The sequence below is a fragment of the Paenarthrobacter sp. JL.01a genome, assembly GCF_025452095.1.
Taxonomy (GTDB): domain Bacteria; phylum Actinomycetota; class Actinomycetes; order Actinomycetales; family Micrococcaceae; genus Arthrobacter.
Genome location: NZ_CP104877.1, coordinates 507,375 through 531,110, shown reverse-complemented (window position 1 = coordinate 531,110; position 23,736 = coordinate 507,375). Strand labels below are relative to the sequence as shown.

24 protein-coding genes are annotated in these 23,736 nt (G+C 63.5%); 5 read left to right on the top strand and 19 right to left on the bottom strand.

Annotated elements, in window-relative coordinates; genetic code table 11:
* Positions 1-42: 42 nt before the first annotated feature.
* The 7 genes from N5P29_RS02635 to N5P29_RS02605 form a co-directional block, all read right to left on the bottom strand.
* Positions 43-1,641 carry an ABC-F family ATP-binding cassette domain-containing protein gene (locus N5P29_RS02635; RefSeq protein ID WP_262277132.1) on the bottom strand — a complete coding sequence of 533 codons (1,599 nt, stop codon included), beginning with the start codon at positions 1,639-1,641 and terminating at the stop codon, positions 43-45.
* Positions 1,642-1,820: 179 nt separating this feature from the next.
* On the bottom strand, positions 1,821-2,750 hold the full coding sequence (locus tag N5P29_RS02630) for an NADP-dependent oxidoreductase (protein WP_262277131.1): 930 nt from the start codon (positions 2,748-2,750) through the stop codon (positions 1,821-1,823).
* A 56-nt stretch (positions 2,751-2,806) separates the two neighbouring features.
* Positions 2,807-3,040, bottom strand: coding sequence for a DUF6480 family protein (locus N5P29_RS02625; protein WP_262277130.1), 234 nt, complete (start codon positions 3,038-3,040; stop codon positions 2,807-2,809).
* Between the two features lie 97 nt (positions 3,041-3,137).
* The gene (locus N5P29_RS02620) at positions 3,138-4,010 is read right to left on the bottom strand and encodes an SMP-30/gluconolactonase/LRE family protein (RefSeq protein WP_262277129.1); all 873 of its coding nucleotides are present in this window, start codon (positions 4,008-4,010) and stop codon (positions 3,138-3,140) included.
* Between the two features lie 10 nt (positions 4,011-4,020).
* Positions 4,021-5,481, bottom strand: a complete 1,461-nt coding sequence (locus tag N5P29_RS02615) for an MFS transporter (protein WP_262277128.1) — start codon at positions 5,479-5,481, stop codon at positions 4,021-4,023.
* A gap of 94 nt (positions 5,482-5,575) precedes the next feature.
* Positions 5,576-6,901: a tetratricopeptide repeat protein gene (locus N5P29_RS02610; protein ID WP_262277127.1), complete on the bottom strand. Its 1,326-nt coding sequence runs from the start codon at positions 6,899-6,901 to the stop codon at positions 5,576-5,578.
* Between the two features lie 82 nt (positions 6,902-6,983).
* Positions 6,984-8,261 (bottom strand): tetratricopeptide repeat protein, encoded by a 1,278-nt coding sequence (locus N5P29_RS02605; RefSeq protein WP_262277126.1) that lies wholly within the window; start codon positions 8,259-8,261, stop codon positions 6,984-6,986.
* A 255-nt stretch (positions 8,262-8,516) separates the two neighbouring features.
* Between N5P29_RS02605 and N5P29_RS02600 the strand changes: the two genes are divergently transcribed.
* The 3 genes from N5P29_RS02600 to N5P29_RS02590 are packed head-to-tail and all read left to right on the top strand — an operon-like array spanning position 8,517 to position 10,094.
* Positions 8,517-8,870 carry an ArsR/SmtB family transcription factor gene (locus N5P29_RS02600; protein ID WP_262277125.1) on the top strand — a complete coding sequence of 118 codons (354 nt, stop codon included), beginning with the start codon at positions 8,517-8,519 and terminating at the stop codon, positions 8,868-8,870.
* Positions 8,860-9,324 carry an SRPBCC family protein gene (locus tag N5P29_RS02595; protein WP_262277124.1) on the top strand — a complete coding sequence of 155 codons (465 nt, stop codon included), beginning with the start codon at positions 8,860-8,862 and terminating at the stop codon, positions 9,322-9,324. Before N5P29_RS02600 ends, N5P29_RS02595 begins: the two co-directional genes overlap by 11 nt.
* Positions 9,321-10,094, top strand: a complete 774-nt coding sequence (locus N5P29_RS02590; protein WP_262277123.1) for an alpha/beta fold hydrolase — start codon at positions 9,321-9,323, stop codon at positions 10,092-10,094. The genes N5P29_RS02595 and N5P29_RS02590 overlap by 4 nt, the downstream gene beginning before the upstream one ends.
* Before the next feature lie 88 nt (positions 10,095-10,182).
* Here the strand turns inward: N5P29_RS02590 and N5P29_RS02585 are convergent, their stop codons facing one another.
* The 8 genes from N5P29_RS02585 to N5P29_RS02550 all read right to left on the bottom strand — a co-directional run bounded on the left by N5P29_RS02585 (position 10,183) and on the right by N5P29_RS02550 (position 17,984).
* Positions 10,183-11,445: an MFS transporter gene (locus N5P29_RS02585; RefSeq protein WP_262277122.1), complete on the bottom strand. Its 1,263-nt coding sequence runs from the start codon at positions 11,443-11,445 to the stop codon at positions 10,183-10,185.
* Positions 11,442-11,816, bottom strand: coding sequence for a MarR family transcriptional regulator (locus tag N5P29_RS02580; RefSeq protein ID WP_262278492.1), 375 nt, complete (start codon positions 11,814-11,816; stop codon positions 11,442-11,444). The genes N5P29_RS02585 and N5P29_RS02580 overlap by 4 nt, the downstream gene beginning before the upstream one ends.
* A 316-nt stretch (positions 11,817-12,132) precedes the next feature.
* Complete coding sequence (locus N5P29_RS02575) at positions 12,133-13,422, bottom strand: adenylosuccinate synthase (protein WP_262277121.1); 1,290 nt, start codon at positions 13,420-13,422, stop codon at positions 12,133-12,135.
* A 196-nt stretch (positions 13,423-13,618) separates the two neighbouring features.
* The gene (locus N5P29_RS02570) at positions 13,619-15,397 is read right to left on the bottom strand and encodes a choice-of-anchor G family protein (protein WP_262277120.1); all 1,779 of its coding nucleotides are present in this window, start codon (positions 15,395-15,397) and stop codon (positions 13,619-13,621) included.
* Entirely contained in the window at positions 15,394-16,131 is a 738-nt protein-coding gene (locus N5P29_RS02565) for an LPXTG cell wall anchor domain-containing protein (protein WP_262277119.1), read from the bottom strand. The genes N5P29_RS02570 and N5P29_RS02565 overlap by 4 nt, the downstream gene beginning before the upstream one ends.
* Positions 16,132-16,138: 7 nt before the next feature.
* A complete protein-coding gene (locus tag N5P29_RS02560; RefSeq protein ID WP_262277118.1) occupies positions 16,139-16,705 on the bottom strand; it encodes a signal peptidase I in 567 nt (188 codons plus the stop codon).
* A 48-nt stretch (positions 16,706-16,753) separates the two neighbouring features.
* Positions 16,754-17,464 (bottom strand): SipW-dependent-type signal peptide-containing protein, encoded by a 711-nt coding sequence (locus tag N5P29_RS02555; RefSeq protein ID WP_260842552.1) that lies wholly within the window; start codon positions 17,462-17,464, stop codon positions 16,754-16,756.
* A gap of 181 nt (positions 17,465-17,645) precedes the next feature.
* Positions 17,646-17,984, bottom strand: coding sequence for a hypothetical protein (locus tag N5P29_RS02550; protein WP_262277117.1), 339 nt, complete (start codon positions 17,982-17,984; stop codon positions 17,646-17,648).
* 261 nt (positions 17,985-18,245) lie between these two features.
* Between N5P29_RS02550 and N5P29_RS02545 the strand changes: the two genes are divergently transcribed.
* Entirely contained in the window at positions 18,246-18,878 is a 633-nt protein-coding gene (locus N5P29_RS02545) for a uracil-DNA glycosylase family protein (protein WP_262277116.1), read from the top strand.
* Between the two features lie 135 nt (positions 18,879-19,013).
* Here the strand turns inward: N5P29_RS02545 and N5P29_RS02540 are convergent, their stop codons facing one another.
* The 4 genes from N5P29_RS02540 to N5P29_RS02525 all read right to left on the bottom strand — a co-directional run bounded on the left by N5P29_RS02540 (position 19,014) and on the right by N5P29_RS02525 (position 22,573).
* Positions 19,014-19,436, bottom strand: a complete 423-nt coding sequence (locus N5P29_RS02540; protein ID WP_144661881.1) for a DUF3151 domain-containing protein — start codon at positions 19,434-19,436, stop codon at positions 19,014-19,016.
* On the bottom strand, positions 19,436-20,455 hold the full coding sequence (gene fbaA / locus N5P29_RS02535; protein ID WP_235519837.1) for a class II fructose-bisphosphate aldolase: 1,020 nt from the start codon (positions 20,453-20,455) through the stop codon (positions 19,436-19,438). Before fbaA ends, N5P29_RS02540 begins: the two co-directional genes overlap by 1 nt.
* Positions 20,456-20,616: 161 nt before the next feature.
* Positions 20,617-21,312: a TrmH family RNA methyltransferase gene (locus N5P29_RS02530; RefSeq protein WP_262277115.1), complete on the bottom strand. Its 696-nt coding sequence runs from the start codon at positions 21,310-21,312 to the stop codon at positions 20,617-20,619.
* A 40-nt stretch (positions 21,313-21,352) separates the two neighbouring features.
* The gene (locus N5P29_RS02525; protein ID WP_262277114.1) at positions 21,353-22,573 is read right to left on the bottom strand and encodes a hypothetical protein; all 1,221 of its coding nucleotides are present in this window, start codon (positions 22,571-22,573) and stop codon (positions 21,353-21,355) included.
* Positions 22,574-22,895: 322 nt separating this feature from the next.
* Here N5P29_RS02525 and N5P29_RS02520 point away from each other — a divergent pair, with 322 nt between their 5' ends.
* Entirely contained in the window at positions 22,896-23,726 is an 831-nt protein-coding gene (locus N5P29_RS02520) for an HAD-IIA family hydrolase (protein WP_186313622.1), read from the top strand.
* Positions 23,727-23,736: the final 10 nt, after the last annotated feature.

Sequence of the window (23,736 nt, the reverse complement as noted above, 5' to 3'; positions counted from 1 at the left end):
CGGAAGGAACCAAAGGCGGGCTGCCGCCGTCGTTCTGTCCGCTTACGCTGGAGGCAATTCGGTGAGCGAACCGTCATGGTCCAGGCGAAGCATGGCGTCCAGGTTCAGGCGGCCCAGGAAGTCGTCGTCGTGACTGACCAGGATAACTGCGCCACGGTAAGCATTCAGCGCAGCCACCAGCTGGTCCACGCTTTGGATGTCGAGGTTGTTCGTGGGCTCATCGAGAATCAGGAGCTGGGGCGGCGGATCGGCGAAAAGGAGCCTGGCCAGCGACACCCTGAAGCGCTCACCCCCGGAAAGGGTGTGAACGGGACGATAGACGCTGTCGCCACGGAGAAGGAACCGTGCCAGCTGATTTCTGATCTCACCTGCGGGGACGTCCGGGGCAGCCGTCTGCACATTCTCCAAGGTGGTGGCAGCATCGTCCAGGCCATCGAGCCGCTGCCGCAGGTAGCCGGCCCGCTCCGTCAGCAGCCGACCACCAGCCGGCCCTTCTTCGCCGGCAACCACACGTTCGAGCAAGGTGGTTTTTCCCACCCCGTTCGCGCCTATGATGGCCACCCGTTCCGGGCCTTCCATCAGGAAGGCGCGGTTGGTTCCCCGCAATTCCGCTATCCGGCGGCTGCGTGGAACGTCCGGGTCAGGAAGATCCACGCTGATGCGCTCCTCTTCCCTGATCCTGGCGGAGGCCGCATCCAATGCCGCCTGGGCGGCGACCACTTTGTTGTCCGAACCCGAACGAAGCTTCCCGGCCGACACCTGGGCGTCGGAGGCCCGCTGGTTCATGAGGATCTTGGAGCCCTTTTTGTTGTCATAGCTGCTCTGGCCCGTCCGCGCCCGCTTTGCCAGCTTCGCTTCGGCTTCCTGCCGCTGACGCTTCTCAACCTTCACCGCCTGTTTCGCGGCTTGGGCAGCCTGCACTGCCGCGGCCTGCTGCTCCTCCACGTGGGACCGCCAGGCGCTGTAGGGTCCGCCGAAGACCGCGAGCTCTCCCCCGTGCAGTTCGGCTGTGTTGTCCATCAGTTCCAGCAAAGCGAGGTCGTGGCTGACCACCACCAGCGTGCCAGGCCAGCCGGACAAAAGACCGGACAGCATGGCCCGCGCTTCGCGGTCCAGATTATTCGTGGGCTCGTCCAGGAGCGTGATCGCCGTCCTCTGGAGCCTCAATCCCGCGATGGCGACCAGCATGGCCTCGCCGCCCGAGATCCCGCCGACGCTCCGGTCCAGGTCAGCGGACGAGAAGCCGATGTGGCGCAGGGCCTCGTCGGCGCGCGTCTCAATGTCCCAGTCATCGCCCACCACGTCGAAGTTTTCCACCGATGCATCACCGGATTCGATGGCCCTGAGGGCCATCACCTTGGCGCCGATTCCGAGGAGGTCAGCCACGGTGGAATTAGTGAGCAGCGTGAGCGTTTGTGGAAGGTATCCGACATCGCCGATGGTGGTGATGTGTCCACGTGTCGGGGCGAGGAGACCGGCAATGAGCCGGAGCAACGTTGATTTTCCGGCCCCATTGGCGCCCACCAGGCCGGTGCGGCCGGTACCGAACGTTCCGGAGACTTCAGTAAGAGCGGGGGTACCGTCCGGCCAGTGGAAGCTGACGTCGGTCAGGGTAATGGACGGGTTTTTTGCAATAGGCATGATGCTTCAGGACTCCAGTGATTTCAGCGAATGCGCTGCCATCGGCCCGGAAGGACATCAGATGCGTGTCAGCGCTTGGTTTGCGTCGCGAAACCTTGAATGTCCGTCAAAACATCGGCCTAACACTGGGGAACAGAGGAGTTCAGTCTCACAAAGATGGCCAATGAAGGCAAGTTGCCTCAATCGTTCCCGTCCACGGTGACCACGATCTTGCCGCGGGTGTGGCCATCCATGTTGAGCCGGAACGCGTCCGCCGCATCAGCCAGCGGGAAGGTTTCAGCTACCTCAACCTGGAGTTTCCGCTCATCCACCAGATCGGCGAGCTCTTGCAGGTCCGCCCCCACCGGGTTGACCCACATCCAGGTGCCCCCGTGCTCTTCGACATCGCTGTCGGCAATGGAGGCATGCCGGCCATTCTCCTTCAGCACCTCAAGGGTTGTTGAGAGGTTGCCGCCCACGAAGTCCGCAACGACGTCGACACCATCCGGGCAGAGTTCCCGCACCCGGCCCGCCAGCCCTTCACCGTACGCAACGGGTTCGGCGCCCAGCGACCGAAGGAAGTCATGGTTCTTCTCCGAAGCAGTGGCGATGACTTCCGCACCGAGGGCCTTCGCGATCTGGATGCCGAGTGAGCCGACACCTCCGGAACCGCCGTGGATCAGCACGGTCTCCCCGGCGGCGAGTTCCAATCGCCTCAGGACCTGGAAGGCAGTCAACCCGGCAAGTGGCAGGCCAGCGGATTCGTTCCAGTTCAGGCTCTCTGGCTTGCGGGCCAGGAGCCGTTCGGGCAAGGCAATGTACTCGGCGAAGCTGCCACCGTGGACGAAGTCCTTGCGGCCGTAGGCGATCACCTCATCGCCGGGCTGGAAGTGCGGAGCGTCAATTCCCACCGACTCCACCACCCCGGCAACATCCCAGCCAGGAATTGCCGGGAACTGGATGTCCATGAGCGGGTCAAGGTACCCGGCCATGATCTTCCAATCCACCGGATTTACTGATGCGGTCTTGACCTTGACCAGCACCATGCCAGGGCCGACCTTGGGCATCGGCTGCTCGGTGATTTCCAGGACATCCGGGTTTCCGTATTTGCTGTAAGTGATTGCCTTCATGTGAGTGCCAACTTCCAGTTGCGCCCGGCTATTCCTGTGCCTGTCTATCTGCTGCCTTAGTCGAAGAAGCCCACGATGTACCCGATGAAGTAGAGCATGGAGAGCAAGACGAAGACGCCGATGACCGACATCCACAAAATCTGGCTGCCCTTACGCGGCCCGCCCTCGTCGTGGCCCTGCGGTCCGGCCGTGGATGATTCTCCCGGCGGGGTCTCGCCCGGAGGCACTCCCCCGCCCGGCTCCAGTCCTGTGATCTTGTCCTCGTACGGGTCCGGATTGGGTCCTGACACGTTCACTCCCCTGGGTAGCAATGGTGACGCCTTTGATCCAGCGTAGCGAACCACGGGCCAGAACCACAGCAGCCTTACAAATTCGGGGATGCTCCCGTCAGCGCGCCCACACGGCGTCCCGCGTCGCCGTCCGCAGTCGGTACAAGGACGACGTGGCAGTGATGTAGAGGTCATGGCCATCGGGGCCGCCGAAACAAAGATTCGAGACTCTTTCCGGAAGTTCGACGGCGGCCAGCAGGCCGCCGTCGGGCGCGTAAACCCGCACGGACGCACCTGCCGAAGTCCACAAGCGACCCTCGACGTCTACGCGGAAACCGTCCGAGGCCCTGTCATCCTCGAGTTCCACGAAGGTGGTTCCGGAGCCGCACGCACCGTCCTTCACCGGATACACGGCCATCCGCAACGGGACGCCATGCGAAGGACCGGCCGTGTCCGATACGTACAGCAGCGATTCGTCCGGGGAAAAAGCCAAGCCATTGGGATGGACCAGGTCTGTGATCACCGGCCTCAGCTCCCCGGTGGCGGGGTCAAACCGGAAGACGTAGCAGCCACCGTATTCCTGATCTCCCTCGTGGCCTTCCACCGTGCCGGGAAGGATGCCATAAGGAGGGTCGGTGAACCACACCGTGCCATCGCCGGCGACCACCACGTCGTTGGGCGAGTTGAGGCGATGCTCACCGAACGAGTCGACGATAGGCGTGACATCGCCGTCGTGATCCCGTTCGACGCGTCGGCGGCCGTGGCTGCACTGCACCACGCTGCCGTCGTGGTCGAGCGTGCGGCCGTTGGTGTACTCGACGCCGGTGGCGTACTCACGCGTCGCGCCTGTGGTTGGGCTGAACTCCAGGATGCGGTTGTTGGGAATGTCGCTCCAGCGAACCGTTTGCGATCCCGGGATCCAGACCGGCCCTTCGGCCCATACTGTGCCTTCGAAGAGCTTGTCCAGAGTGCCGGTGATCAGTTCATCCATGCGTTCGAGACTAGTCCTCCACAGCTCCCGAGGTGGCCTTTGCGTCAGCTGGTGTGTTGGTGTCCGTTCGCTTCGCACCAGGCATCGCGATCACCGCCACCACCGTGAGCACGGCGCTGATCAGCACCGCCACGAACACCGCGCCCGAGGCGTTCACCGTGGTTTGCGGATCGGCGCCGCCACTCGGGCCGCCAGCGTAGATGGCATTCGCAATCGCGCCGAAAACCGCCACGCCCAGTGCGCTGCCGATCGACCGGGCGAAGAGGTTGGTTCCCGTCACTACACCGCGCTCGTTCCATTCCACGCTCGACTGGGCAGCGATGAGGCTGGGAGTGGCAACCAACCCCAGGCCCAAACCCACAACGAAGCAAGACAACGCCACCCAGACGACGTTGGGCGAGGACGCCGTGAACGCCAGCACCGCCGCGCCGGCCACCGAGATGGAGATCCCGATCAAGGCCGTCCGCTTGAACCCGATCCGGAGGTAGAACCGGCCAGCCTGGGAGGCGCTGATCGGCCAGCCCAAGGTCAGGGCCGCCAAGGCAAGGCCGGCAAGAATCGGAGAGGTCTTCAGCGCTCCTTCAAGGAACGTTGGGACGTACGAGGTCAGGCCCAGCATCACTGCGCCCACGCCGAAGGAGATCAAAGCTGTGGTTGCCAGGAGCCGCCTCGAGACCACCCACGCCGGCAAAATCGGCTCCGCAGCCCTGCGCTCGGCAAGCACGAAAGCACCGAACAACAATGCACCCACTGCGAAGACAGCAATACTCACGGGCGAGTTCCAGGCCCAGGCTTGGCCGCCCTCCAGCGCTCCGAGGATCAGCAGGCTCAAGGAGACCGTCAACAGGGACGCTCCCAGGTAATCGATCCGGTGCTTGGCGCGCTCGACGTTTTCGTGGAACGTTCGCACCAGCATCCAACCAGCCAGGAAGCACAGCGGAATGTTGATCAGGAAGATCCACCGCCAGATCCCCAAGGAGGCAAAGACACCACCCAGGGTTGGCCCCACCACGGAGGAAATGGCCCACACACTGGCCAGGTAGCCCTGCACCTTGGCGCGTTCGGCAAGGGTGTAGATGTCACCGGCGATGGTGATGGATACCGGCTGCACCGCACCTGCGCCGAGGCCCTGAAGCACACGGAAAGCAATAAGCGCAGGCATGCTCCACGCCAGCCCACACAGGATGGATCCCAACAGGAACAGGCCAATTCCGCTCAAGATGAGCGGCTTGCGGCCCAGCATGTCCGAAAGCTTGGCGTAGATGGGGACCGACACGGCCTGCGCCAACAGGTACGCCGAGAAGAGCCACGGGAACGAACTGAAACCGCCGATGTCCTCAACGATGGATGGCACGGCCGTTGCAACGATGGTTGAATCGATCGCCACCAGGCCCGTGGACAGCATCAGGGCAATGAGGATGGGGCCACGCTTGGAACGGAACCCAACGCCGTCGGCAGTTTCTGTAGTCATATGTCTCGTTCCCCGTCGTCAGCTCGTTACGTTCGTTCCCTGGGGCAAGCCCCACAGGGGGTAACGGTACGGGTGGCGGAATTAGTCCCGGGGCTTAAGGACGCGAGTAGTTAGGAATCACCACGAAGTCGTGGCTTGCGACGATGACCACCCCGGCCACGATCATTCCCAGGACCAGTAGCGTCATCAATGCAAGTTGCCACGCTCTACGGGTGCCGCCATTCGTGTCACGGGCCAACTTGTGAGGGGGCAACACCATGTTCCACGCAATCCACCACCAGGCCGAACCAAGGCCCGCTGTAAGCAGCAACACTCCAGTGGCCGCCGGCTGGGGCCCATGGAAGCCGAGTCTTGTAAGGGCGAACGCAATGAAGAGCACGTACCAGGCGCCATTGGTTCCGTCCGCTGCCGCCAGTAGATTCCGTAACTCCGTAGGTTCCCGTTCAGGTGACAGCGAAGTATGGCGTGCCCGGATCACGAGCCATCGATAAACGGAATAGACCACGGCCGATGCCACCAGCAGAATGGACACTACGATGTTTGCGGCAACGCTGCCATGCTCGCCATAGAGTGCGAGCACCACTATTGGAACGCACAACGCCGCGGCTATCGAGAGCCGCCCTGTCCAGGTTGCGGCAGCATATTTACGATCCATCCGCCGTGCGTAGCCCTTGGGCAGAGCTTTTCGTGCGTCACTGTTGACCAAGGCTACGAAAAAGAGACTCACCCAAAGAAAAGGCACCAAAAGCACGTAGAAAACTTGGGGAACCCATAACAGCAGAGCCGCATCAGCGACGGCCAAAAGCCACCACGCAGTGTGCCGCCGTACCCGGATCCGGAAGTATTCGCTTTCCAAGGATGCCCTGGCCCGCGCCTCGTTGGGATTGAGTTGGAGAACACCCAGCAGCGATTCAACGCGACCGTCAGCCGGCCGAGACGGGTTCGTTGCCCGCATGAGGAGCAGGTTCGTGTGGAACGGATCGATCTCGAGTCCTGCTTCGATCTGCTGCTCTGCAGCAAGACCCTTTTCACGCGCGATCAAAGCATTCGCGAGCATGTAACGGTAGTCCGCGTTTTCCGGCGAGAGCTCCACAACCTTGACGAACAATTGCTCAGCTTCAGCCAACTGTTCTGGCCCTGCCTGGTCGTAGAGAATGCAGCCAAGCATATAGAGCCCTGGAATCCACTCGCCACCGGCGATGTTCAAGCCCCATCGGATGGCTGCCTCAGCATTTTGCAGATCGCCATTCCCGACCAGCGCGCCGCTGAGACGCAACCACCACCACGGCTCCTCCGGCTCAAGGTCCAGCGCGCGTTGGGCTGACTCCAATGCGGCTTTCCAGTCCTTGGCCGAAGCAAACACGCGCGACAACTGACCGTGCAAGTCAGCGTTATCAGGCGCGGAGGCCGTCGCTTCCATCAACATGGCCAGGGCACGTTCATTTCGACCGGTCAGGAGGAAAGCCTCGGATCGTTCAATGACCACATCAACGCCTGCCACGTTAGATCATCTTTCGGAAACGAAGGTAGAGGCCCAAGTCGTCATAGGCTCCGCTGGTGTTGCCAAATTCGACAACGTTCCTGGCCATCTGGAGCCATTGACGCGTCGAGGGCCGGATCTCCTTGAGAGCCTCGTTTACGTGGGACATTGAAATAGCCTGGACCGAACCTCTTCGAAGCGACTCCGTCATCGCCTTCTCGGCGGCAGACGTGACGACATGTTCGAGGTCGGCACCGGAGAAATCCTCCGTTCGAGAAGCAATCTTCTGCACATCTATGCCCGCAATCGGGCGCGACGAGAAGTGGTGCTTAAGGATTGCCTCCCGTGCAGCCCTGTCCGGCGGAAGCACCAGCAACATACGGTCCAACCGACCAGGACGTAGCAGCGCGTTGTCGATGTCCCACGGCTGGTTGGTGGCAGCGAGGACAAAAAGGCCATCGTTTTGGGAATCCATGGAGTCGAGCTCAAGCAGCAATTGATTCACTGTTTGCCGCATCCAAGCGGCCCCGCCGGACAAGGCAGACCTTTTGGTCGCTACGGCGTCAATTTCGTCCAGGAAAAGGACGGCAGGTGCGGCACGCCGGGCAGCTTCGAAAATCTCATGCAGGTTCTTCTCGGTTTCGCCGATGAACTTATCAAAGATGTCGGTCATGGTGGCGGTCATGAACGCCGCGCCGAGCTCGCCGGCCACTGCCCGGGCCATGAAGGTCTTACCACAGCCTGGCGGCCCATATAGGAGGAGACCGCCCCGGAGTGACTTGCCAAAGGCCTTAGCCACCTCGGGGTTCCGCATCGGATCAAGGAACGACTCATTCAGACGCTTCTTGACCTCCTCCAGGCCGCCTACGTCAGCCAGCGTAATTGCGGGGCGATCCACGTCGAACAGCGCTCCGCCGGCTCGGTCGCCGTCGATTGCCAGTGCCGGCGGCCCAGGGTGGCTCTCGTCGCTGACGAAGGGCGCGGGTAGGGACTGTCCCAGCTCCTGTTCAGCGCGATGCCAGTCGAAGTCCCGCGATGCTTGCTTCCCGGGAGCTTCTCCGGGCTCGGGGATGCCATGTCCCGCCCCCGTCACCGAGGAAAGGCCAGCGGAGGCATCAACCAGAAGCTGGATAGTCTCCGTGTTTGCTGCATCGACTTCAAGGATTATGTTCAAGTGGTCGATGGCCTCGGAATGCCTCCCGGCCTGCAGCAGAAGCTTCGCGACGTTAATCCGCAAGGGAACGTTATCGGGCACCCTTTCGAGGGCCGCAAGCAGCCCGTCGATGGCAGCTGAGTTCATTGGATCCCCCAATATTTACGCGACGACGGCGGCCCACCCTGAATTGCGCAGGGAAACACTGTTCCCAAGCACGTTGGGCGGTCCTCCGCCGTCGTAAATCAAGTCCGCCGCAGATGCCGCGTCAGCACTACCTTAGTCGCTGATCAAGTCACGGACCATGGTCGTCTGAACTCCCACGAGACGGTGACTCGGCTAGGCCGAAATTCTACAAAGATTAACTACCCAGTTAATTAACCATCCAGTAAACTAAGCACCATGAACAGCGCACCCGCGGTCCTGGATGCAGCCTTTGCCGCTCTCGCGGACCCGACGCGGCGGGCCATCCTGTCGACCCTTGCCAAAGGCGACGCCACGGTCTCGGAACTGGCCGCTCCTTTTGCCATGTCGTTGCCCGCCATATCGAAGCATCTGAAGGTCCTTGAGGCGAGCGGTCTGATCTCCCGCAGCAGAAGCGCCCAGTTCAGGCCATGCCACTTGGAAAGAGCTGCCCTTGACGACGTCGATGACTGGATCCAGGAACACCGCAAGGTATGGGACGAGCGCCTCGACAAACTGGATGAGCACCTCAAGAACCTTCAAGAGGGCGAGGATGGCCGGAATGGAAAGTAGCACCCGGAACAACGAAGCAGGACTGAGCTTTGAGCGGGTCTTCGACGCCCCACCGGAGCTCGTCTTCGCGTGCCTGACACAACCAGGGCACCTCAGTCATTTCTGGGCTCCACTGGGAGCAAGCGCACCCGTGGAAGAGATCCACATCGATCCGCGCCCCGGCGGGCGATTTGAAACACTCATCGTGAACGACAGCTCGGGCGCGACCTACGCGACACGTTCGGTCTTCCTGGAGGTCCAAGCACCTACGAGCCTGGTGTGGCACGAAGAACACTCAGGCATGACCGTCCGCATCACACTCTCAGCACTTCCGGAGGGCAAGACCCTCTTTTATCTCCACCAAACGAACGTGCCCGACATCGTCAGGCAGCCCCGGAACCAAACCGGGTTCAAGACAACACTCGACAAGCTCGCAGACTATGTCCATTCCTTGGCGCACGGAGGTCACCAATGATTACAACAACGTCACTCGACGGCACCACCCTGGCAATCGATACCACCGGGACCGGCCCGGCACTCATCATCGCGGCGGGTGCTTTCTGCGATCGGCAGTCCAAAAAGGGTCTTGCCGCGCTGCTGGCGGATCGGTTCACTGTCTATGAGTACGATCGCCGCGGCCGGGGCGACAGCGGACCCCTGGGAGAGATCTCCGTTCAGCGGGAAATCGAGGATCTCGCAGCCGTCGTAGCCCGGATCGGCGAAGAACCGTTCATCTTCGGAGATTCATCCGGCGGCGCCCTCGCCATCGCCGCCGCTGCCGATGGGGTCCAATTCCGCAAAATTGCAGTCTACGAGCCGCCCTTCACTCCCGGACCCAGCGCTGACGTGGCCGAGCAACTCTCAGCTTTGGTTGCCGCGGGCGATCGCTCAGGAGCAGTCGAGCTTTTTCTTGGCATCGTGGGAACGCCTGAACAGGCGATCCAGGGAATGAAGCAAGGACCCTACTGGGGGCACCTCGAAGCCCTGGCCCACACCCTGCCCATTGATGTGAGGCTGTGCAACGACGGGAAGGTCCCGGAAGAGCAACTTGCCCGTATCAAGACCCACTTGCTGGCCATCGCCGGCGCCAACAGCCCGTGGGCTCCCGATGTCATCACGGCAGTCGCCGACCACGCACCGCACGGGGAATCGCGCGTTCTCGCAGGCCAAGGCCACGCAGTTCCTGACGAGCTTCTCAGCGACGTACTCGCGGCCTACTTCGGGACGGGCGAGGGGAAAGGCTAAAGTTCCGACAAAGCGTTCGGGCTCCAGGTAGGCAGCATGGGCGGGCGGCCCATGACGGTCGAGGGACTAAGCCGACAGCCATACTGCCCTATGAAGCCGGAGCCGACTTCCGGCGGCGCCATACACTGCGCACATGCTGGTGGAGCGTTTTCTTGCCGCGCCGGCTCACCATGATGACGCATGCGACGCCGGTCACCAGGACCACCGCCCCGCCCCCTGCAACCGCCCAACGCGCCCCGAACTCCGTACCGATCCACCCCATGAGGGGAGAACCAATGGCGGTGCCACCCTGCAGGATGGCAAGGTACAGCGCCAGGACCCGGCCACGGAACTGGGGCTCGACAGAGAGCTGGATGGTGGTGTTGCAGCTGTTGAGGAAGGTAATGGAGGCAAGGCCAACGGGAATCAGCGCGGCGGCGTAGATCCAGAAGTTCGGCGCAATGCTTGCCAGCAAGGTGAAGGCACCCAGGCTCAGGGCGCCACCGAGCAGGAACCGCAGGCGCGGGCCGGAGCGGCGGGCGGCGAGCAAGGCCCCGGCAAGGGTTCCGATGGCCATGATGGAACCCAGGAGGCCGAACTCTTCAGGCCCCATCCCGAACTCCGCCGTGGCCATCAACGAATTGGTGACCGGGAAGTTCATGCCGAACGCTCCGAGCAACCCCACCATGGCCATGATGAGCACCAGGTCCGGCCGTTGCCTGACGTAGCCGAGTCCGTCCAGGAACTGGTGCTTGCCGCGCGCCACTGGCGTCGCCGGCTCCAGGTCGGAGGTCTTGACGCGCATCAGCGAAATGATGACCGCGACGAAGCTCGCGGCATTGAGGAGGAACACCGGCCCGGTGCCGATCCACGCAATGAGCACGCCCGCGATAGCAGGGCCGGTGAGCCGCGCGCTGTTGAACGACGCCGAGTTCAGCGCCACGGCATTGGCGAGCTTGTCCGGGCCTACCAGTTCCGAGACGAAGGCTTGTCGGGCCGGTGCATCCATGGCCGCCGCGAGGCCCAGGGCAACTGCGGCAATGTAGACGTGCCACAGCTGGGCAACCCCGGTCACCACCAGGAGTCCGACTACCAGGCCGCAGATCCCCATTGCCGCCTGGGTCCAGAAAAGGATTACGCGTTTGCGGTAGCGGTCGGCCAGCACCCCTGCGTAGGGGCCGAACAGCAGCATGGGTAGGAACTGCAAAGCCGTTGTAACACCTACGGCCGTTCCGGAGTGATTGGTAAGGACGGTCAACACCAGCCAGTCCTGGGCAACCCGCTGCATCCAGGTACCGATGTTGGAGACCAGGGCACCGCCGGCCCAAAGGCGGTAATTGGGACTTTCAAGGGCCCGGAACATGGCGCTCACTTGGCGCTCATCTCCTGCATGATGCGGGCGGCGCGGCTGAGGGTCAGCCGGTCCTCATCGCTCAGCCCCGCAACACGCTGTGCCAACCACGCGGTCCGCTGGCTTCGCGCTTCGGCCAGGACTTCCCGGCCCGGGTCCGTGATGCTGATCTGGACCTGTCGCCCGTCTGCGGGGTTCGCCTGCCGCGAGACGAAGCCCTGCTCGGTCAGCGCATTCACGATCCGGGTCATCGAGGGTGCCTGAACGTGCTCGCGATCGGCCAGCTCCCGGAGTGACTGCGGCCCGGCGTTCAAGTGGGCCAACACGGTGTATTGACCCGGAGTGATGACATCGCCGGTCGCTTCTATGCGAAGCCTGCGGGATGTGCGCATCACGGCCGTTCGCAGGTCTATGGCGAGAATGTCCGGTTGGATTCCGGGATCGGATGCTGGGCTTGCTGCCACGCTGGCTTCGGTCACTGGGAGGCGCCTCCTGAGGTTGGCCTAATAGTTAGCAGTGCTAATTAGCTCCGCTAACTATTATGCTCCTCTCATCAGCAACCTGTCCATGGAATGTGATGAGGGCTATGTGAGGGCGTTAAAACAACGACGGCGGGCCGCCCCTAAGGTTCCCGGGAACCCAGGGTTCCGGAAAGCTTAAGAGACGGCCCGCCGTCGTCGTTAATTCAGCCAGCCGCGGCGGCAGGGCTTAGTCGTTGATGAGGTCGTGAACCACGATCGTCTGGTCGCGGTCCGGGCCGACGCCGATCGCCGAGAAGCGCGTGCCGGAGAGCTTCTCGAGGGCCAACACGTAGTTGCGGGCGTTCTCGGGGAGGTCTTCCAGGGTGCGGGCGCTGGTAATGTCCTCGGTCCAGCCGTCGAAGTACTCGAAGATCGGTACTGCGTGGTGGAACTCGGTCTGGGTCATGGGCATTTCGTCGTGGCGGACGCCGTCAACGTCGTAGGCAACGCAGACGGGGATCTGCTCGATGCCGGTGAGGACGTCCAGCTTGGTGACGAAGTAGTCCGTGAAGCCGTTGACGCGCGAGGCGTGGCGGGCCAGGACGGCGTCGTACCAACCGCAGCGGCGGGGACGGCCGGTGTTCACGCCGAACTCGCCACCGGTCTTCTGAAGGTACACGCCCATGTCGTCGAACAGTTCCGTGGGGAACGGTCCGGCGCCGACGCGGGTGGTGTACGCCTTGATGATGCCGATGGAGCGGGAGATGCGGGTGGGCCCGATGCCCGAACCAACGGAAGCGCCGCCGGCGGTCGGGTTGGAGGAGGTCACGAACGGGTAGGTGCCGTGGTCCACATCCAGGAAGGTTGCCTGGCCGCCTTCCATGAGCACAACCTTGCCCTCGTCCAGGGCGTTGTTGAGGACAAGAGTGCTGTCGATGACCAGCGGACGCAGCCGCTCGGCGAAGGACAGGAAGTACTCCACGATCTCGTCAGCGATGATGTCGCGGCGGTTGTAGACCTTGACCAGGAGTTCGTTCTTCTGGCGCAGCGAGCCTTCCACCTTCTGGCGGAGGATCGACTCGTCGAAAACGTCCTGGACGCGGATGCCCAGGCGGGCCACCTTGTCCATGTAGGCCGGGCCGATGCCGCGGCCGGTGGTGCCGATGGCCCGGCTGCCGAGGAAGCGTTCGGTGACCTTGTCCAGAACCTGGTGGTACGGAGCGACAAGGTGGGCGTTGGCGGAAACACGCAGGCGGGAGGTGTCCGCGCCGCGGGCTTCCAGGCCGTCGATTTCCTGGAACAGGGCCTCGAGGTTCACTACGCAGCCGTTGCCAATAATGGGAATTGCGTTTGGGCTCAGGATGCCCGCGGGAAGGAGCTTCAGCTCATACTTCTCACCGCCAACAACCACGGTGTGCCCGGCGTTGTTACCGCCGTTGGGCTTGACCACGTAGTCAACGCGGCCACCGAGCAGATCGGTTGCTTTGCCTTTGCCTTCGTCGCCCCACTGGGCTCCGACGATCACGATAGCGGGCATGGGATCCTCCCCCATTCTTTTCGGGCCAAGCCGGTGTGGCCGGGCGCCGTACATGAGAACGCCCCGATGCTTACTGGTGCAGCCCACCCGAAGGCAAGGCGTACGCAAGAGTTTCGGGGCTCTTACCAGCCAAGTTTAGCCGATGGCAACGGTTTCTCTGGTGTTTGGCCGCCGTTGGGGTGCAGTTATGAAGAAGTCAAGGAACCTTCAGGGCGGAAGGACCCGCCGACGAACTGCCCAGGGACAGGCTCAGCAGGCCGGCGCTGTCCGCGAGCCCCACGCGGATCGCGGAAACTTTGTATTCACCCGCTGCGGCCGTCACATCCGCCGGCTTGGTACCGGGCCAGCTTTGATCGGGTTGGACGTTGACGTTGATGGCCACCAGGGTGCGGACTGCTGTGAGGACAGGCCCGACGGCGTTGATCACCGGGGTGATGAGTGACTGCAGGCTGGCGCCCAGGTTGGGGATGAGGCCGGCGTTGAAAATGGTGGCGTTGAGCACGTTCTTCACCACGTTGTTGCTGCCGGCGATCAGGGCCGTGGTGATGGGCCCCAGCAAGGCCGCAACCACACCTCCAAGGTCAAGGCCGATGACGTTGGCGGTCACCTGGGGCGCCACGGCGGTGCCATCAAGGAAGTCGCCCAGAGATATGCCTGTGGTGGCGCCGGTGGCCGAGCCCATCTTGACGGCGATGGTGGCCGCGTTGACGCCGGCCAGTTTCAGGGTGATGTTGGTGGTGGCGTTCAGGGTGATGGCACGCAACGCGGTGGTCAGCGCAGCCAGTACGCGGTTCTTCCATGCATCCAGCAGCGCAGTCACCCTGCTGGTAACGGCCGTTGTCATGGCGGCGTCCAGAACCACCGCATGATTGGGCTCCATGCCATTCAGTCCGGTGGTTGTGCTTCCCGTCAGGGATGCGATGTCGACCTTGACCGTCCCGTTCCCAAGGTTGACGGTGACGATGCCATCGGTCATGGACTCGGTCATCATCGCGGTGACGCCGCTCAGATTAGGGGCGGACAGCGTTGCCGTAGTGCTGATGGACCCAAGTGACAGCGACCCCAACAAAGGATTGATGAGGGCAGAAATACCATCGGAGATCCCCGTCGTCAGCCCGCCAGTGCCCAGTAGTGCATTCAGCTGCGTCGGGACAGCACCCACCAGGGACGCCCCTTGCGTGGACAAGGTCCCGACGGCGGGAATCGCCGCAGTGAGGTCCAGTCCGGCTATCCCGTATTGGCGTTGCACCGTGGGAGTGGAGTTCAACATCGGCCACCCGTTGGTCATGACACAGGAATCAACCGCCGACGACGAAGCAAGCGCGCCAACGTCCAGGGTCACCCCGGACAGTGAGGCCGGAACGATATTGCCCAAGGAAATACTGGCTGATTTAGGCGCGGTGGCCGCTCCTTGCGAGGTACCGGCAACGTCGACGGCGCCGGTCTGGTCGGACACGAGACCAGAGGCTCCGTGCGCCTGCCCGCTCTTCTGCGAGCGCGCCCACTGCGTGTAAGTACCGAGGCCGCCCACCGGAGCCCCGAGCCCCAGCCCAACATTTACCGGGCTGCTGCCCAATGCCGTCACCGGGATCTTGGTGACGTAGGCATCCGTTGTTCCTGGCACCAGGACGGCAGACAAAGGCGTGGGCGTGGCGGTGGTTCCGTTGTTGACCACAGTCAGCCCCTGGACGCCGGCCACAGAATCCAGGTTGGTGTTCAGCACGGTCCCATGCAGCTGCCGGGACCAGGCCTGGTTGGTGAACATTGAGTTGGTTGTGCAGTCGCCGGGCGAACTCACTCCTACGGCGCTGCGCACCCATTCGTTGTCTGTCCACGCGGCTGTGGTGATGCTGGTTGTCGCGGCCACAGCGATGGCGGCGATTGCGGCTACAAACATGGACCGGCGTGGCCGTTTGAGGAAGGCTCCGCGGACGGACCGGCGCCGGGGATTGTCCAGGGCGTGCCGGGGCGTCATGTGCTCTGCTCCGTGGTTTCGCGGGGCCGCTTCACCAGCGCCAACACGGCTGTTCCCAGGAGGAGCAGGGCACCACCGGCGAACAGTGCCGGAAGGGACGATGCTCCAGTGTTTCCGAGGGGCTCCTTGCTTCCGCCACCGGCCACCGGAGGCTGTGAAGGTGCGCTGGCGCCGTCGTCGTCCCCCATGGCGCTGATCCCGATGCCCAAGGTGAGCGTCGCGCCCTCCGGAGGAGCGTCGCCGGCGGGCCCGGCAAGGGTGAAGCGGAGGTACGGTGACGTCCCGGCGCGGAGGTTGCTGAGCGGGATGCGGAGGGCCTGGTCCCAATCGCCGAGGCGGGTGGTGGGGACCCGGGGCGTTGAACCAGCCGGGCATTCCAAACGCTGGTTCAGCCCGCTGTCGCCCTGCCAAGGCGTGGGGCATTCATCCACGGCGATCGCATAGCCGTTGGCGGCCGCCAAGGTGCCCGTGGCCGTGAGTTGGAGCGAGGACGTGGCTTCAGGTTTTTCCAACGACAACCCAATCTGCCACACGAACGAATCACCCGGCGCGAGTTGCGGGAACGCCAGCGGGTACACGGAAGAGGAGAGCCACAGCAGCCCGGGGGTCCCATTCTCGGGAACGGGGATAAGCTGGTCGGCAGCTTGGGCGGGAACGGCGCAGCTCAGGACACTGACGACGGCGGCGACACAGACCGCCGCCGCGGTCCTCACCACCCTGATCCACTGCTTCACCGTTCCTTCACCTCCCTGTTGACACCACACCTTTGTGACGGGCAACCCGTTTTGGCCAGTAAGCCCACACCACCAGCCCGGCAACCGCCAACGTTGCGGCGCCGATGAAACCGGGGCCCCGCATCGCCATCACCCAGGAACCCACCGCGGGGACGGTCGCAAGGACCTTTTGGCCGGTCTCCACCTGGTACGGCAGCGGGTCCTCGGAACTGTTCGCATCCCCCTTGAGCCGCAGGGAAGCACCAGTTCCAGAGGGCTCCACGGACACCACGCGGTGCGTGACAAGAACGCCGGACTCCGGCCGCTTCACGGAAACGACGTCGCCCGGGGCCAGCTCCGCGGCCGGCACCTGCACCGTGAGGGACAGGGCTCCCACCGGATAGCGGGGCTCCATGGACCCGGTCCTGAAGACGACGAACGAGGCCTTGTAAGCGAATCCAAGGACCAGCGCCAGGATGCACGCCAGCCCGAGCACGGCCACCAACGTCAGGGCAATCTCACGGGAAACCTTGAAGATGCGGGACAGGACGGCCCAGAAGCCCGCCCCTCCTAAGGCAGGGGCCGAAGGGGGCAATGGGGACGAGCTTCTGGTCCGGGTCAACGGCTCTGGCACAGAGCAGTCTTACGAGCCAACGATGCTCGTGAACCTCCACAGCGGAACCGTCTGCTTTCCCTGCAACGTCACGTCGGTCACCGAAGCCGGGAGGGTGATGGCGAAGCAGAGGTTCACCGCGGCACCCGCTGTTGCTGCGTCAGCACCCTTCGGCAGCGAGATGGGAGTGGCGGAAACGGTAGTCAGCGGAACGCTGGCTCCCGCGGAACCCACCACGTCAGTGCCGCCGGTGAGAGTACCGGCCGCGCAGTTTGCCGGGGTGACTCCCTGAACCGCACGGTAGGTCAAGGCATTGTAGAGAGCCAGGGAGTTGGTGGCAGTGTCCACTCCGTTTCCGCCGAGCTTCACAGCCTCAGCCAGGGTGGCCGTGAGCGCTTCCGAGCCAGCGGCTGCGCGGAGCTGCATGGGAGCGTAGGCCGTATCGCCGGGCTTCAGGGCTGCGGAGATGGCGCCGAACGTCAGCGCGCCATCAGTGGCCGAACTCGGCACCGTGGGGATGTTTGGCTTGTCGCTCCACGCATCGGCGCCGGTGCCGTTGGTGTTGCTGAAAGTGTTTTGCTCCATGTGGTAGCTCAGCGTTCCCGGCCCGTTATCCCCACCGGAATTGCCGAAGACCCACTCGTTGTCCGTCCAGGCGGCCAGCGTGAACGCGGCTCCCACACCCAGGACGAGCCCGCCCGCAAGAAGCGCGCGGACCTTCGTAGCCTTATTGGATGACATCTTTGAGACCATTATCTAACCCCCACGGTTGACGATGCTGAGCTGGTGGGGAGGCCTAACGGTTTCCCCCGAAACCAGTAGTTTCACCGTCATTATCCGGGCAGAAAAAGCGGCACCCGGAGAAGGTGCACTTTAGGGTTAATGCGGGGGTTCGACGCCGGCGCGGAGCACCTTGGGCAGCTTAACTGCCGGCCACGAAATCCAGGGCGGCTTCAGCGAAGGCGGGCCATTGAGTGTGCGAGCTGAAGGGCACCTCCACCCAGTCCTTGAAGGGGCGGTTCATCCCGGAAGGATCAAAGAGGGCAGCTCCTGGAAGAGCCAAGGCACGCGCATGTTCGGCGGTCTCCTTGCCCAGTTTGAACGTCACCTTGTCACCGTTCAGGCAGGCCAGCGTTTTCTTGCCCAGCATGAGCGAGCTGGCGCCGAACATCTTCCCCATGACCACTCCGGCCGGGGCCAGCTCGGCACCCAGTTCCTCGAAAGCGGAAACGGCGGCAGCGGGCGACTCTTGTTTCTCCATACCGGGCATCCTGCCCGAAAGGATGTACCGGCGTCGAGAGCTGCTTTTGGGAACTGGGGCGGCAGCTCCGCGGAGACGCCCGCCACGTTTCCCGCGCAACACGCCGTGTCGCATTCGGTGGCGCGCCGGGACGGGCCCGGGAGAGGCACCGAGTCCGGTAAGGTTAGTTAGCCCCCAACAGCACCCTTCCAGGTTTCGCTGCGGCATGCCCGCGGCCCCTGCCATCCGGTGCGCTGTAACACCTAGGAGACCTAACCCCTGATGCAAGAACTGGCGACTGAATCACCCGAACAAACCCTCTGGAACCGCCGCTACGAACCGCACATCGCTGAGGTCAACGAGCTGTGCGACTCCATCAAGGAACAGAAGCCGGGCAGCGAGGTCCTCTACATCGACCCCGCCCACAGCATGGATGACTGCCGAATCGTCAGCCTTTTCTCCAACCAGCGCACCACGTCCGGTGAGGGCTTCATCACCCCGGGCGACGAAGAAGCCAGCACCCGCATGCTCGGAATGCAGTGGCAGCTGGGCCTGCGCCCGGAGCTCGTGATGCCGTGGAACGCGTACCCGTGGATCGAGCCGAACGAGGAACCGGGCAAGCTCACCCCGGCCAACATCACCGAGGGCCTCAAGCCGCTGCTGCGCCTCCTGCAGCTCCTGCCGCGCACCTCCGCCCTGGTAGCCCACGGCAACGAGGCACACCGCTTGGCCGACCAGCTCATGAAGGCAGCTCCGGCCAGCATCGCACGCCGCGGTTTCAAGACGTTCAAGGTCCGCTCGCTCGGCGGCCGTTCCTTCGCCGGAACTCCGGAACGCCAGCAGGAGTACCTGGACGCCATCCACGGCGCCTACGCCGAAGCCATGGCCCGCACGGGTATCCCCCGCAAGTCCTGACCCAACCGGGGGACAGCAAACGCTCCACTGAACGCGTCATTGGAGCACGTGCTGTCCCCTACTTGGGCGGGTTAACGACGACGGCGGCCCTCACCTTTTTGGTGAGGGCCGCCGTCGTTTGTTCTTCGGTACATCCTAGCGGGCTTCGATCGCTGCCTTGGCCTTGGGGTCCGAGTCGTTCAGGAACTTCTCGATCCGCTCCGGTTCGTCAGCTTCGCCGATCGCCGATGCGGCCCGGCCCAGTGCATAGAGCGCACGCAGGAAGCCCTGGTTGGGCTCGTGTTCCCACGGGATGGGCCCGACGCCGCGCCAACCATTGCGTCGCAGGTTGTCCAGGCCGCGGTGGTAGCCGACGCGGGCGTAGGCGTAGGACTCGATGGTCCGGCCTTCGGCCCAGGCTTCCTCGGCGAGGATGGCCCACAGCAGTGACGACGTGGGGTTCTGCGCCACGAGGTCCAATGCTTCCTTGCCCAGGGCCAGGTGCTGGTAGATCTCGTTTTCGGCCGGCAGGAGCGTGGGCTCCGGCCCCATCAGGTTCTTCCGGAATTCGTCGGACATCAGAACGTCTTGCCAACCGATCCGAGCTGCTGGGCTGCCTCGACGATGCGCGCAGCCATGCCGGCCTCTGCCGAAGCGCCCCAGACGCGGGGGTCGTAGGTCTTCTTGTTGCCCATTTCGCCGTCGACCTTCAGGACGCCGTCGTAGTTGGAGAACATGTGGCCGGCAACCGGGCGGGTGAACGCGTACTGGGTGTCGGTGTCGATATTCATCTTGATGACGCCGTAGGAAACTGCGTCGGCAATTTCCTGCTCCGTGGAGCCCGAGCCGCCGTGGAAGACGAGGTCGAACGGGTTTTCCTTGCCGATCTTGGCGCCGACCTCAGCCTGGATCTGCTTGAGCAGTTCGGGGCGGAGCTTCACGTTGCCCGGCTTGTAGACGCCGTGCACGTTGCCGAAGGTGAGGGCGGTGAGGTAGCGGCCGTTTTCGCCTGCACCCAGGGCCTCGATGGTGGCCAGTGCGTCTTCGGTGGTGGTGTAGAGCTTCTCGTTGATCTCATTCTCAACACCGTCTTCTTCGCCACCAACGGTGCCGATTTCAACTTCGAGGATGATCTTGGCGGCCGCGGCGCGCTGCAGCAACTCGCGACCGATGCGCAGGTTGTCTTCCAGGGTCTCGTGCGAGCCGTCCCACATGTGCGAGTTGAAGATCGGGTCCTTGCCGGCCTTGACGGCTTCCTCGGAAGCGGCGAGCAGCGGAAGAACGAAATCGGCCAGCTTGTCCTGCGGGCAGTGGTCCGTGTGCAGGGCGATGTTGACGTTGTAGTTCTTGGCAACTTCGCGGGCGAACGCGGCGAAGCCGAGGGAACCGGCCACCATGTCCTTGACCGAAGCGCCGGACCAGTAGGCTGCGCCACCGGTGGAAACCTGGATGATGCCGTCGGATTCGGCCTCGGCGAAACCGCGGATCGCAGCGTTCAGAGTCTGCGACGACGTCACGTTGACCGCGGGGAAAGCGAATCCGCCAGCCTTTGCGCGGTCGATCATCTCGGAGTAAATCTCTGGGGTTGCAATGGGCATGGTGACTCCTATGCTGAATTCGTCTGTGGGTTGGTAACCCTGGAGTAGACCGCTTACGGCTAGCACCCATCCTAGCGATATCCGCCCGGACGCCGTGTTTCCGGTCACTGGGGGCCTTAACACTTCCGCCGGTTGGCATTTGCCAGCTCAGCGGGCGGGATCTACACCGGCTGCTTGAACACGTGCCGGCGCACCCACGCGTGCATCGCGATCGCCGCAGCCGATGCCGCGTTCATGGACCGGGTGGAGCCGAACTGCTCAATGGACAGCGTGGCGACGGCGGCCTCGTGCACCTCCGGCGTGAGGCCGGGACCCTCCTGGCCGAACACCAGGACGCACTTTTCCGGGAGATCGTATGTCTCCAGCGGCACGGAATCCGGGAAGATGTCGATGCCGATCACAGCCAGCCCCTCCCCCTCCGCCCACTGGACGAAGTCCTCAACGGTGGGGTGGTGGCGGACGTGCTGGTAGCGGTCGGTGACCATGGCCCCGCGCCGGTTCCACCGCCGTCGTCCTATGATGTGGACCTCCTTGGCGAGGAAGGCGTTCGCGGTGCGAACCACCGTGCCGATGTTGAGGTCGTGCTGCCAGTTTTCGATGGCGATGTGGAATTCGTGCCGCTTGGAGTCCAGGTCGGCGACGATGGCCTCGTGCTTCCAGTACCGGTACTGGTCCACCACGTTGCGGCGGTCACCATCCCTCAACAGGTCCGGGTCCCAGTGCCCGCCTTCCGGCCACTCGCCTTCCCAGGGGCCGACGCCGACCTCCGCCTTCGCCTCTACCTCGCCTTCTGCTGTGGTCTCCCCGGGTGTTTCGGCAGGGGTGGGCAGGGCTGTGTTGGGGGGAAGGTCAGTCACCCCTCAACTTTAGCCCTGCCCGCCCGGCCCAAAGGATGGCTTAGCCCATCTTCCACTTGTTGATGCGGTACGAGTTGCCCAGCTGCTCGAAGAGGCCCGGGTGCGCATCCCAATATTCCTTGTGCCCACTGACGCCGAGCATCTGCGGGGTTCCCCAGGGCGTCACCGAGAACAGGTTCACGGCCTGGATGGCTTCGCCACGGGCGTTGGTGCAAGTGAAGCCAATGACCACGGCCTCTCCGCGACGGAACTCACGGATCTCCGGCATGGTGGTCTTGAAGTCTGACGCGCACTTGTGGCCCACCAGGTTCTGCGGCAGTTCAGTGGCCGTCATGCCCTTGTAACGGGCCTCGATGTCCGCCAGCGCCTTCCTGATTTCGGCCGGGTCCTTGCCGAACTTGCCTTCCTCCGACTCAGCGAAGAACGCGTAGGCGAGCGCGATGCCGTCTCCGTCGGTCTCCACTGTGCCCTGGGCCCGCTTCTGGATTTCTTCACCGGTACTGGGGTCCTTGGTGATGCCGAACGACTCGTCGTGGGTCCACTCGGCCAAGTACTGGAAGGACGATTCACCCGTGACCCACTTGCTGAACAAGGGGTCGCCGTCGGCCGGGACGTTGCTCGGGCCGGCGAGCTCTTCCCATGTTGCCGGCAGCGGGATTACCCCGGCGGGCAGATCCGTGGGCGGCACGTCGTCAGGGGAGGGCTCCCCCTCAGCGGACGGTTCGGCAGCGGCGTCGGACGCCTTATCCGAGGACGTCACCGACGGCGACTCCACCGCTGTTGGTTTGGTCATCGACGGAATCAGCCACGTGAAGGCCACCACCAGCGCAATAATTACGACGACGGCGACTCCACCCAGGATGAAGAAGAGGGACTTTTTGTTGTGGTCGCCGGGGTTGTGGCCCGGTCCGGTGGGCTGGCCTGGGTAGCCTGGCCCGGCGGGGTAGCCGGGCTGGCTGGGGTAGCCGGGCTGATTCGGTTCCGCCTGCGGGTAGCGGTGCACGGTCTCGGCGTACTGGCCGTCGGGGTTGTTGAAGGGCTGGCCGGGCTGAGTGGGAAAGGCCTGGGTCGGATTTTGCTGCGTGGGGAAGGCCTGCGTTGGCGCGTCCTGCGGCTGGCCCTGCTGCGCTTCGGGCTGGTACATGGGCTGCGTCTGACCCGGCTGGTACTGCCTGTATTGGTCCTTGCCCGTGTCATAGCGCGGCTGCGGCACGCCGTCCGGATTGTAGGGAGGCTGGGGTGTGCCGTTGTTGTTGCTCATAGCAAGGCCCTTTCACATGCTGTGGGCACCGGAGCATCTTGCGGACGCAACCGGTGGTCTATCCGGAACGAGGGACCTGCGCAAGCGCGACGATTTGAAAACACACCGTGCCGATCCCCCGACCCACGGCGTTGCCCGGCCCAATGCATTACCCGGCCCGCGCAGCCACAAGCGTAGTTCAGGTCACCGAGGCCAGCACAAGTCAAAGCCGCCATCGCGCATGGGCAGAACTACCCACATAAGCCCAATTCCAGGATGTCCCCGCGCCCGAATAATGAAAGACTGGGACGCAGTGCATGAACAACCCCAGCCGGAGGTAAATATGGCAGAAGAATCCACGCCCCAGACGTCCACATCGGTTTACCGCAACGGCCATGAGATCGAATGCTGGCTCACGGACATGGACGGTGTCCTGGTGCATGAAAACCAGGCGATCCCCGGCGCAGCGGAGCTCATCCAGCGCTGGGTGGATACGTCCAAGCGCTTCCTGGTGCTGACCAACAACTCCATCTTCACTCCCCGGGACCTGGCTGCCCGTCTCCGGGCGTCCGGACTGGAAGTTCCGGAGGAGAATATCTGGACCTCGGCGCTGGCCACGGCCCAGTTCCTCAAGGACCAGGTCCAGTCCTCGGACTCGGGCAACCGCGCCTACACAATTGGCGAGGCCGGACTCACAACGGCCCTCCACGAGGCCGGGTTCATCCTCACGGATACCGAACCCGATTTCGTGGTCCTCGGCGAGACCCGCACCTACTCCTTCGAGGCGATCACCATGGCCGTCCGGCACATCCTGGCCGGCGCCCGCTTCATCGCCACCAACCCGGACGCCACCGGCCCCTCCAAGGACGGCCCCATGCCCGCGACCGGCGCCATCGCAGCCATGATCACCAAGGCCACCGGCCGCGAACCGTATGTTGTGGGAAAGCCCAACCCCATGATGTTCCGCTCGGCCATGAACAGGATCGACGCCCACTCCGAGACCACGGCCATGATCGGCGACCGCATGGACACGGACATCATTGCGGGCATGGAAGCAGGCCTGCACACGGTCCTGGTGCTCAGCGGCATCACGCAGCGCGAAGAGATTGTTTCCTTCCCGTTCCGGCCGAACCAGATCCTCAATTCCGTGGCCGACCTCAAGAGCCAGATCTAAGAAGGACAAC

What these genes read in the sequence shown, in the direction of transcription:
- N5P29_RS02635 (WP_262277132.1), bottom strand. Translation starts at nt 1,641, where the DNA reads ATGCCTATTGCAAAAAACCCGTCCATTACCCTGACCGACGTCAGCTTC.
- N5P29_RS02630 (WP_262277131.1), bottom strand. Translation starts at nt 2,750, where the DNA reads ATGAAGGCAATCACTTACAGCAAATACGGAAACCCGGATGTCCTGGAA.
- N5P29_RS02620 (WP_262277129.1), bottom strand. Translation starts at nt 4,010, where the DNA reads ATGGATGAACTGATCACCGGCACTCTGGACAAGCTCTTCGAAGGCACA.
- N5P29_RS02615 (WP_262277128.1), bottom strand. Translation starts at nt 5,481, where the DNA reads ATGACTACAGAAACTGCCGACGGCGTTGGGTTCCGTTCCAAGCGTGGC.
- N5P29_RS02610 (WP_262277127.1), bottom strand. Translation starts at nt 6,901, where the DNA reads ATGGAAGCGACGGCCTCCGCGCCTGATAACGCTGACTTGCACGGTCAG.
- N5P29_RS02605 (WP_262277126.1), bottom strand. Translation starts at nt 8,261, where the DNA reads ATGAACTCAGCTGCCATCGACGGGCTGCTTGCGGCCCTCGAAAGGGTG.
- N5P29_RS02600 (WP_262277125.1), top strand. Translation starts at nt 8,517, where the DNA reads ATGAACAGCGCACCCGCGGTCCTGGATGCAGCCTTTGCCGCTCTCGCG.
- N5P29_RS02595 (WP_262277124.1), top strand. Translation starts at nt 8,860, where the DNA reads ATGGAAAGTAGCACCCGGAACAACGAAGCAGGACTGAGCTTTGAGCGG.
- N5P29_RS02590 (WP_262277123.1), top strand. Translation starts at nt 9,321, where the DNA reads ATGATTACAACAACGTCACTCGACGGCACCACCCTGGCAATCGATACC.
- N5P29_RS02580 (WP_262278492.1), bottom strand. Translation starts at nt 11,816, where the DNA reads ATGCGCACATCCCGCAGGCTTCGCATAGAAGCGACCGGCGATGTCATC.
- N5P29_RS02575 (WP_262277121.1), bottom strand. Translation starts at nt 13,422, where the DNA reads ATGCCCGCTATCGTGATCGTCGGAGCCCAGTGGGGCGACGAAGGCAAA.
- N5P29_RS02570 (WP_262277120.1), bottom strand. Translation starts at nt 15,397, where the DNA reads ATGACGCCCCGGCACGCCCTGGACAATCCCCGGCGCCGGTCCGTCCGC.
- N5P29_RS02555 (WP_260842552.1), bottom strand. Translation starts at nt 17,464, where the DNA reads ATGTCATCCAATAAGGCTACGAAGGTCCGCGCGCTTCTTGCGGGCGGG.
- N5P29_RS02550 (WP_262277117.1), bottom strand. Translation starts at nt 17,984, where the DNA reads ATGGAGAAACAAGAGTCGCCCGCTGCCGCCGTTTCCGCTTTCGAGGAA.
- N5P29_RS02545 (WP_262277116.1), top strand. Translation starts at nt 18,246, where the DNA reads ATGCAAGAACTGGCGACTGAATCACCCGAACAAACCCTCTGGAACCGC.
- N5P29_RS02540 (WP_144661881.1), bottom strand. Translation starts at nt 19,436, where the DNA reads ATGTCCGACGAATTCCGGAAGAACCTGATGGGGCCGGAGCCCACGCTC.
- fbaA (WP_235519837.1), bottom strand. Translation starts at nt 20,455, where the DNA reads ATGCCCATTGCAACCCCAGAGATTTACTCCGAGATGATCGACCGCGCA.
- N5P29_RS02525 (WP_262277114.1), bottom strand. Translation starts at nt 22,573, where the DNA reads ATGAGCAACAACAACGGCACACCCCAGCCTCCCTACAATCCGGACGGC.
- N5P29_RS02520 (WP_186313622.1), top strand. Translation starts at nt 22,896, where the DNA reads ATGGCAGAAGAATCCACGCCCCAGACGTCCACATCGGTTTACCGCAAC.